This is a genomic window from Embleya sp. NPDC005575, from assembly GCF_040605455.1.
Taxonomy (GTDB): Bacteria; Actinomycetota; Actinomycetes; order Streptomycetales; family Streptomycetaceae; genus Embleya.
The window spans coordinates 1-8,517 of record NZ_JBEXCV010000244.1 but is presented as its reverse complement, the minus strand read 5'-3'; the positions used below and the strand labels follow the sequence as shown (position 1 = coordinate 8,517).

General features: G+C 73.2%; 6 protein-coding genes. 5 read left to right on the top strand and 1 reads right to left on the bottom strand.

What is annotated here, in order from left to right:
• The first annotated feature begins 66 nt into the window (after positions 1–66).
• The 5 genes from ABZS54_RS40575 to ABZS54_RS40555 all read left to right on the top strand — a co-directional run bounded on the left by ABZS54_RS40575 (position 67) and on the right by ABZS54_RS40555 (position 5,725).
• Positions 67–780, top strand: a complete 714-nt coding sequence (locus ABZS54_RS40575; RefSeq protein ID WP_355547710.1) for a hypothetical protein — start codon at positions 67–69, stop codon at positions 778–780.
• Positions 781–1,084: 304 nt separating this feature from the next.
• A complete protein-coding gene (locus tag ABZS54_RS40570; protein ID WP_355547707.1) occupies positions 1,085–2,689 on the top strand; it encodes a DHA2 family efflux MFS transporter permease subunit in 1,605 nt (534 codons plus the stop codon).
• A gap of 136 nt (positions 2,690–2,825) precedes the next feature.
• On the top strand, positions 2,826–3,461 hold the full coding sequence (locus ABZS54_RS40565; RefSeq protein WP_355547704.1) for a TetR/AcrR family transcriptional regulator: 636 nt from the start codon (positions 2,826–2,828) through the stop codon (positions 3,459–3,461).
• Between the two features lie 146 nt (positions 3,462–3,607).
• Positions 3,608–3,838 carry a DUF5302 domain-containing protein gene (locus tag ABZS54_RS40560; RefSeq protein WP_355547702.1) on the top strand — a complete coding sequence of 77 codons (231 nt, stop codon included), beginning with the start codon at positions 3,608–3,610 and terminating at the stop codon, positions 3,836–3,838.
• Positions 3,839–3,979: 141 nt separating this feature from the next.
• Entirely contained in the window at positions 3,980–5,725 is a 1,746-nt protein-coding gene (locus tag ABZS54_RS40555) for a GMC family oxidoreductase (protein WP_355547699.1), read from the top strand.
• Between the two features lie 218 nt (positions 5,726–5,943).
• Here ABZS54_RS40555 and ABZS54_RS40550 read toward each other — a convergent pair.
• Positions 5,944–8,517 (bottom strand): AAA family ATPase (locus tag ABZS54_RS40550; RefSeq protein WP_355547696.1); only part of this gene is annotated, 2,574 nt, incomplete at its 5' end.

Sequence of the window (8,517 nt, the reverse complement as noted above, 5' to 3'; positions counted from 1 at the left end):
CCGGGGCGGGCGCGGCGGCCCCCGAGCCGCCCGTACCGGCCGCGGGCCGCCGATAGGGTCGCGGGCATGAGCGACAGCACCGACAGCACTGCCCCGGTGGACATCGAGCTGGTCAGGCCGCCCGAAATCCTGCTCGCGCACGAGGAGGTACGGGTCTTCCACGGCGGCATCCTGCGCACACCGGCCGGTCTGTACACCACGATCGGCATGGAGACCCTGGCCCGTCCCGCCGGCCCGCGCCCGCCGGCGCCGCCGTTGTTCGGGCAGTACGGGGTGTCGGTGACCCGCTCCGGCGACCGGTTCGCCTACTCGGCGCTGGCCACGACCCTGTCGGCCGGGCCGATGCGGTTCACCTCCTGTCTGTTCGGCCATGTCCCGGACGGCGATCTCGTCCTGGACGTGGTACTGCCGACCATTCCGCGTCGCCTGGTGTTGCGCTTCGACTCCGAGCGCCACGACGGCAGCGGACCGGCACTGGCCACGCCGCCCGCGATCGTGCGCACCGAGGCGGGCGTGACGCTGTGGCACGCGGGTGTGCTGGCCACCGACGCCGGTCGGCTCACCCACGTGGAGGCGACCTCCGCGGACGACCGCGCGCTCGGCGGCGCCAAGTGGGACGTCGAGCACAAGCCACTGACCGTGACCTGGGACGACCCGACGCCGGCCCGCGAGGCGCACCAGCGGGGGCGGGACTTCGTGAGCACGGACAGCTGGATCGCCGCACCCCACGCGCGCGGCACGCTGTCGTGCGGACCGCTGGACGTGGCGCGGACGTTCTGATCGAAGGCGGCGCGGCGGCGCGTCACGGCGGACTGCGCCGATTCGTCGAGGAGGGGCCGTTCGCGGAGGCGTAGCGGGCAAGCCGTTCGCCGAGGCAAGAGGGGACGAGCCGTTCGCGAAGGCGTAGCGGACGGCCCCCTTCGCGGAGGCGTGGTGGGTGGGCTGCCCACGGCAGGCGTGGCGGACGCTTTTGCGGGTCTCCTTCGCCTCGGGGCGACTTTGCCGACTCTTGGCTTTACGGGCGTATAGCGATGGGCTAGCTTTACATCCGTAAGCACACAGGCGTTAAATCAGGGGGTACCTCGTGAGCAGCCCAGAAACCCGGTCGGCCGGCGCCGGCGCCACCGACGCTCCCGAACCTGCGGGCCACCCGCGCCGGTGGGCCGCGCTACTCGTGCTCAGTTCGACGCTGGTCGCGGTGACGCTGGACAACTCGGTGCTCAACACCGCGCTGCCCTCGTTGGCGAAGGGGCTGGACGCGTCGACGTCGGATCTGCAATGGATCACCGACGCGTACACGCTGGTCTTCGCCGCACTGCTGCTCCTCGCCGGCAGCCTGGGTGCCCGGTTCGGGGCCCGGCGCGCACTGCTCGGCGGCCTCGCGCTCTTCGGCGCCGGGTCGGCCATTGCGGCGGTGTCCTCGACCGCGGCCGAACTGATCGCCTGGCGGGCGGTGATGGGCCTGGGCGCGGCGTTCGTGATGCCCGCGACGCTGGCCATCATCATCCGGATGTTCCCACCGGTCGAACGGCCCAAGGCGTTCGCCGTCTGGTCGGCCGCAGCCGGCGTGGGCGTGCTGATCGGCCCGGTCACCGGTGGTGCGCTGCTGATGCACTTCTCCTGGTCCAGCGCGTTCTGGATCAACGTCCCGCTCGTGCTCGCCGCGCTCGTCGGCATCGTGCGGATCGTGCCGAGCATCCCGCGCCAGGGCACCGCCCGACTCGACCTGCCCGCCGCCGTGTTGTCCATCGCCGGCCTGGGTACCCTCGTCGACGCGATCATCGAGGCACCCGAGCGTGGCTGGACCGCGCCGGTCACCCTCGTCGAACTGGGCTCGTTCGTGGTGTTCACCGCCGTATTCGTGGCCTGGGAACTGCGCCGCGACGAACCGATGGTGCAGGTCCGCCTGTTCGCCAACCGGGGCTTCGTGCTCGCCGCCGCGACGCTGGCGGTGACCTTCTTCGCGCTCTTCGGCACGCTGTTCGTGCTCTCCCAGTACTTCCAGCTCGTGCACGGATACAGCCCACTGGAGGCCGGCCTCTCCGCGATGCCCTTCGCCGTGGCGATGGCCGCGATGTCCGGGCTGTCGCCGGTGGTCACCGCCCGGCTGGGCATCCGCGGCACGCTCACCGTCGGGCTCGGCGCGATCGCGGTCGGCCTGTCGGTGCTCGGTCTGACCACCGACAGCACCACCCCATTCGTCGCGCTGGCTGCGGAAATGGCCCTGGTCGGAGCCGGGATGGGGATGATGATGGCGCCGGCGAGCATGGAGATCACCGCATCGGTGCCGGTCCGCTTCTCGGCGATGGCAGGCGCGCTCAACAGCGTGGTCCGCGAACTCGGCGGCGTGCTGGGCATCGCGGTGGTGGGCACTTTGGTCTCCGCGCACTACCGCGGCGAGATGGCCGACCAGCACCTGACCGGCCCGGCCGCGGTCGCCGAACACGACCTGCCCAGCGCGCACGCCGTGGCCGGGCACCTGTCCCCCGAGGCCGCCGGCCGGCTCACCTCGGCCGCCGACCACGCCTTCACCACCGCGATGAACAACGGCGCCCTGGTGGCCGCGGCGGTCGCCGCGCTCGGCGCGCTCGTGGTCGCCCTCGGCCTCCCGCGCCGGGCGGGCAGCACCCCGGTCGCCGCCGGACAGCCCACCGAAACGGCCAACGCCCCAGCCGTACCGGTGGCCTGACGAAGCGTCACCCAAACGCACGGCGACCGGGCCGATCCGGTCGCCGTGCACCCGTCGTTCGGCGACCCACCGTCGACACACCCGAGGAGGCACCATGCCCGCAAGCGCCGCTTCCACGCCTCGTACGCTGGCCGCCATGGACGACGATCAGGGGCCGAACCGCCGACGCAATCGCCGCGGCCAGGGTGCGCTTCTGCGCGACGACATTCTCGCCGCGGCAACCGCACTCATCGAACGCGACGGACACTCCGGCGACGTGACGCTGCGCCGGATCGCCCGCGAGGCCGCGATCACCGCGCCTTCGATCTACGCGCACTTCAACGATCTCGACGACATCCTCGACACCGTACTCAACGGCTATTTCGACGACTTGCAGGCCGCCATCGTGGCCGCCGCCGCCGAGGAGAACGAGGCGGATCGTTCGCTGCTCGCGGGTTGTCGCGCGTACGCCCGGTTCGCGATGGAGCGCCCCGGCCGCTACCGCGCGCTGTTCCACCGGATGCGCCCGCCGGCCGGCGATCCGATCGAGCCGGCCGCGCCGCCGACCGCGCTGCCCAGTCGCATGGACGTCTTCCAGACCCTGATCGACGCGATCGCCGCCGCGGCGGCGGCCGGCCACTCGGCCGGCACCGATCCCTTCGAGGACGCGTTGGCCGTGTGGGCCGCGATGCACGGCGCGATCCTGCTGCGGATGACCGCGCCCGGCTTCGGCTGGCCGCCGCTGACCGACTTCATCGACACGCTGGTCATCCGCACCGCCCGGCTGACATAGAACGCCGATTTTCGGACCCCACCGGTCCGCCGGCGGCCGGTATGTCCGCTCTTGTGGGCGTCACCCGATCCGGGCGTGCCATCCCGGGCTCCGGCATGGAAGGGTGTCCCCACGGATCGAATCCAGTTCGAGAGCAGGAACGCACCATGGCTGACGAGACACCCGCGAACGAGACACCCGAGGAGACGGTCGTCGAGGCCACCGAGCCCGAGACGCCCGAGGACGAGACCAAGCGCAAGTTCCGCGAGGCGCTCGCCCGCAAGCGCGGCACCAAGACCGACGGTACCGGCGACGGTCCCGGCGGCGACGGGTCGAAGATCCACGGTGCGCACGGGCCCGCCGCGCAACAACGCTCGTTCCGCCGCAAGAGCGGCTGAATCGAACCGCCCCGCGCACCGATTCCCTCTACACCGAATCGGATCAGCGAGGGACTGCCTTCGCCGGGTTACCGAGCAGTAGGATCGCCGGATCGCGAGATCTCGTGGCATGCCTCCTGCTCGCCCGGCGAAGGGTCCCCCGTGTTCGACTACGACGTTCTGGTCATCGGTTCGGGTTTCGGTGGTTCGGTCGCGGCGTTGCGGCTGACCGAGAAGGGCTACCGGGTCGGTGTCCTGGAGGCCGGTCGGCGCTTCGCCGACGCCGACTTCCCGAAGACCTCGTGGCAGTTGCGCGACTTCCTGTGGGCACCGGCCCTGGGTCTGACCGGCATCCAGCGCATCCACGTGCTCAAGGACGTGGTGGTGCTGGCCGGGGCGGGCGTGGGGGGCGGTTCGCTGAACTACGCGAACACGCTGTACGAGCCGCCGCAACCGTTCTTCGACGACCCGCAGTGGGGTCGCATCACCGACTGGCACGCCGAACTCGCACCGTTCTACGCCCAGGCCAAGCGCATGCTGGGCGTGGTGACGAACCCGCACATGACGCCCGCCGACGAGCACATGAAGGCCGTCGCCGAGGACATGGGCGTGGGCGACACCTTCCATCTCGCACCGGTCGGCGTGTTGTTCCCCGAGGGCGGCCGTCCGCCCGGCGAACAGGTGGCCGACCCGTTCTTCGGCGGCGTCGGGCCGCGCCGGACCACCTGCACCGAATGCGGCTCGTGCATGACCGGTTGCCGGGTCGGCGCGAAGAACACGCTGCTGAAGAACTACCTGTACCTGGCCGAACGAGCGGGCGCCGAGGTGCACGCGGAGCGTACGGTGCGCCGGGTCCGGCCGTTGGGCGCGGGGTGGCACGCGGACGGGTCCACCGGCGGCTACGCGGTGGAGACCGTACACAGCGGGCCGCCGACGGCGCCGCGTACGCCGCGCACCTGGACCGCCGAGCAGGTGGTGTTCGCTGCCGGCACGCTGGGCACCCAGCGGCTGCTGCACCGGATGGCGGCCGAGGGTACGCTGCCGCACCTGTCCGGCACCCTCGGCCGGCTGACCCGGACCAACTCCGAGGCGCTGGTCGGCGCGGTCGCACCGACCACCGGGGTGATCGACGCGACGCGCGGGGTGGCCATCACGTCCTCGTGGCACCCGGACGCGGACACCCATATCGAGCCGGTCCGCTACGGCAAGGGCTCCAACGCGATGGGGCTGTTGCAGACCCTGCTCACCGACGGGGACCGGCCCCGGGTCCGCCAATTCCTGCGCCAGTCGCTGCGGGACCCGGCCAGGCTGCGGCTGCTGAACGTGCGCAACTGGTCCGAGCGGGCGATCATCGCACTGGTGATGCAGTCCCGGGACAACTCGCTGACCGTGTACCGCAAGCGCGGCCTGTTCGGACGGACCCGGATCACCACCCGGCAGGGCCACGGCGAGCCCAACCCGAACTGGATCCCGGCCGGCCACGAGGCGGTCCGGCGGATCGCGCAGCGGCTCGGCGGAGTGACCGGCGGCACCTGGGGCGACCTGGCCAACGTGCCGATGACCGCCCACATCCTGGGCGGCTGCGTGATCGGCGACTCGGCCGAGACCGGGGTGATCGACCCGTACCAGCGGGTGTACGGCCATCCGGGGCTGCACGTCCTGGACGGTGCGGCGGTCAGCGCGAACCTGGGCGTCAACCCGTCCCTGACCATCACCGCCCAGGCGGAGCGCGCGACCGCGCTGTGGCCGAACCGCGGACAGGCCGACCCTCGACCGGAGTTGGGTTCGGCCTACCGGCGGATCGCCTGCACCGCGCCGGTGGCGCCGGTGGTCCCGGCGGACGCACCGGGGGCGTTGCGGCTGCCGATCGTCGAGGTGCGGTCGGGCCCGCGACCGGAGGACGATTGACGGCGGTCGGCAGGACGCCCGCACCCGATTTCCGTTCTTCGTACGGGCGTTCGCCGCCACCACGCAGTCCCGGGTCCGGGGCCGGGTCCGGGTCCGGGTCCGGGTCCGGGTCCGGCAATCAACGCCCCCGCCCGGCCGAAAGATGTCGCGGCGACGGCCACTCGGCACGCGGGTGGGTCGCGTACTCGGGTCGCCGGGTGGGGCGTCGGCCGGTCCGGCTACCCTCGTGCCGCCCGGGCCTCCGCTGCCCAGTGCTTCGCCTCCCAGGTATCCGCGATCTCTGCGGCGCGGTCGAAGTGTTCGATCGCTTCCGCCTCTCGGCCCAGGAATCGGGCCAGTTCGCCCAGGGCGTGGGCCGGTGGCCGGATCGCCAGGGACAACCCCGCACAGGCGGGCGCGGCTTCGCGCAGCGGAAGCAGGGTCGGGTAGAGCGCGGAGGCCTCGTCGTGTTCGCCCAACGCCACCACCGCCGCCGCGCGGAAGACGGACATCGGGGTGTGGAAGAAGTCGCGGCGGATCGGCTCGATCACCGACCGGATCGCTCGTGCCTGCTCGATCCGGCCGTCGGCGGCCACCGCGAGGGCACACAGGTCGGCCACGAACGGTCCGAAGCCGGCCAGGATCTCCGGTGCCTCCGGCGCGAGTTCCTCGATCCGGCCGCGGCTGAGCAGGATCGTGGCGAGGGCGAGCCGGCGCAGGCCGTACGCGTGCAGCGAACCCTGCGCGATCATCGGCTCGGTGGCCCGGACGTAGCGCTCCTCGGCCTCCTCGAAGCGGCCGTCGATGTGTGCGAGGGTCGCCAGCGCGCAGGCACCGACGCCGATCGCGTCCGGCATCCGGTACGCGTCGGCGATCGCCGCGCTCTCGTCCACCAACCGGCGCACGACCGCCGGATCGTTGCGGTCGGTCGCGGCGGTGGCCAGGTTGAACCGGCTGTACCAGCGATACTCCGGAAGGTCGAACGCGTCCGCGAGCCGGGCCAGTTCGTCGGCCGCCTCGGCCCGGGCCGCCGCGTCCGACAGGCTGTCCAGGGTGCCGGTGAGCGTGGTCAGGGTGAGTGCGCGCAGATCGGGATCACCCAGGCCGGCCGCGAGCGCGACGGCCTCCTCGGCCATCGTCCGCGGGTTCGGGTCGATGTCCTCTCCCATCAGCTCACCGGCATAGCCATTCAGCAGCCTGCATCGGGTCCGCGGGTCGAGATCGGTCCGCGCGATCAGCCGGCGCAGCGCCGCCAGCACGCCGAGGTCCAGGCTCCCGTACGGCCGGCTCTGCCACGGTGTGGGCACCGTCCACGCGGTGAACGCGGCGATCGTCAGGTCGTCGCGGTGCGCCGACTCGGCGGCGTCGAACGCGCGTTGCCGGGTCTGTCGGGCCGCCGCGACGTCGCCGGCGCGGACCTGGGCGCGCAGCAGCCGGCCGAACAGATCGGCCCGTCGGCCGTCCCGGTCGCCGGCGGCTTCGGCGGGAATCCGCTCCAGGCATTCCAGGGCGCGGGTGAGCAGGTCGACGGCCGTGTCGTGGGCGAATCGGCGCTCGGCCAACTCGGCTGCGGCCACGCACACCTCGACGGCCCGAACGGCGGTGCCGGCGGTGGCAGCGTTGCCGTAGTGGTAGGCCAGCGCCGAGACGTCGCCGGTGCCGAGCCGTTCCAGGGCGGCGGCGATGCGGGTGTGCATCCGAGTGCGGCGCAGCCCGCTCAGGTCCGCGACCATCGTGTCGCGGACCAGCGCGTGCACGAACCGCACTCGGCCGGGGGCCGGTTCGGTGAGCAGGCCGGCGATCAGGCCGGCGTCCAACGCGTCCAGCACACCGCCCTCTTCGACCTCGGCCGCGTCCACCAGGACGTCCACGTCCACCTCGCGACCCGCGACCGAGGCCAACCGCAGCACCGCGACGGCGGGTTCGGGCAGCCGGGCCAGCCGGCGGCGCAGCACGTCCCGAACCCCCTCGGGCACGTCGGAGAGCGCGACCAGGGCTCCTTCGCTGTCCAGCAGGCGGGCGCTCTCCCGGACGTAGAACGGGTTGCCGCCGGTGCGCTCGACCAGCGCGGTGATCGTCGCGGGGTCGACGGGAGTCTGTGAAACCGCGTCCACGACCCGGGCCACGGCGGCCTCCGGCAGGCCGGGCAGCGCCAGCCGAACCGGTGAGCGGCGGGCCAGGCCGGCCAGGGTCTCGGTGAGCCGGCCGTCCACCTCGTCGGGACGGTACGCGGCGACCACGAACAGCGGCGCACCCGCGGCGTCGCCGTCGGCCGCGGCTGCGAGCAGGGCCAGCGTCTCCGCGTCGGCGCGGTGCAGGTCGTCCAGCAGGATGGCCAGCGGCCGATGCCGGGCGCCGGCCGCGAGCCAGGACCAGACCGCGCGATGCAGCCGGAACCGGCCTGCCGCGGTGTCCTGCCCGGGGCCCTCGGCCGGATCGTCTCCCAGCAGCGGCGCGAGTGCGGCGGCCGACTCGGGCGGTGGCGGCGCGATCGCGGCGATCGCCCGCAGTGCCTCCACCCACGCCCACGCGGGCGGTGCGCCGTCCACCTCGGGACAGCGCCCGGTGGCCACGAGCAGCCCGGCCCGCTCCAGTTCGCCGCCGAGCCGGCCCAGCAGCGCGGACTTGCCCAACCCGGCCTCGCCGGTGACCAGCGCGACCCGCAGGCCGGCCGAGGCGACCTGCCCGGCCGCGCCCAGTAGCGCGGCGAGTTCATCGTCGCGCCCGACGAACAGCTCACCGGGACCGCCGGGTTGCGGGTCGGCGTCAGACTCGGCGGCGCCGGGGGCCGCGCCCGGGGCGGCCCCCCGCGC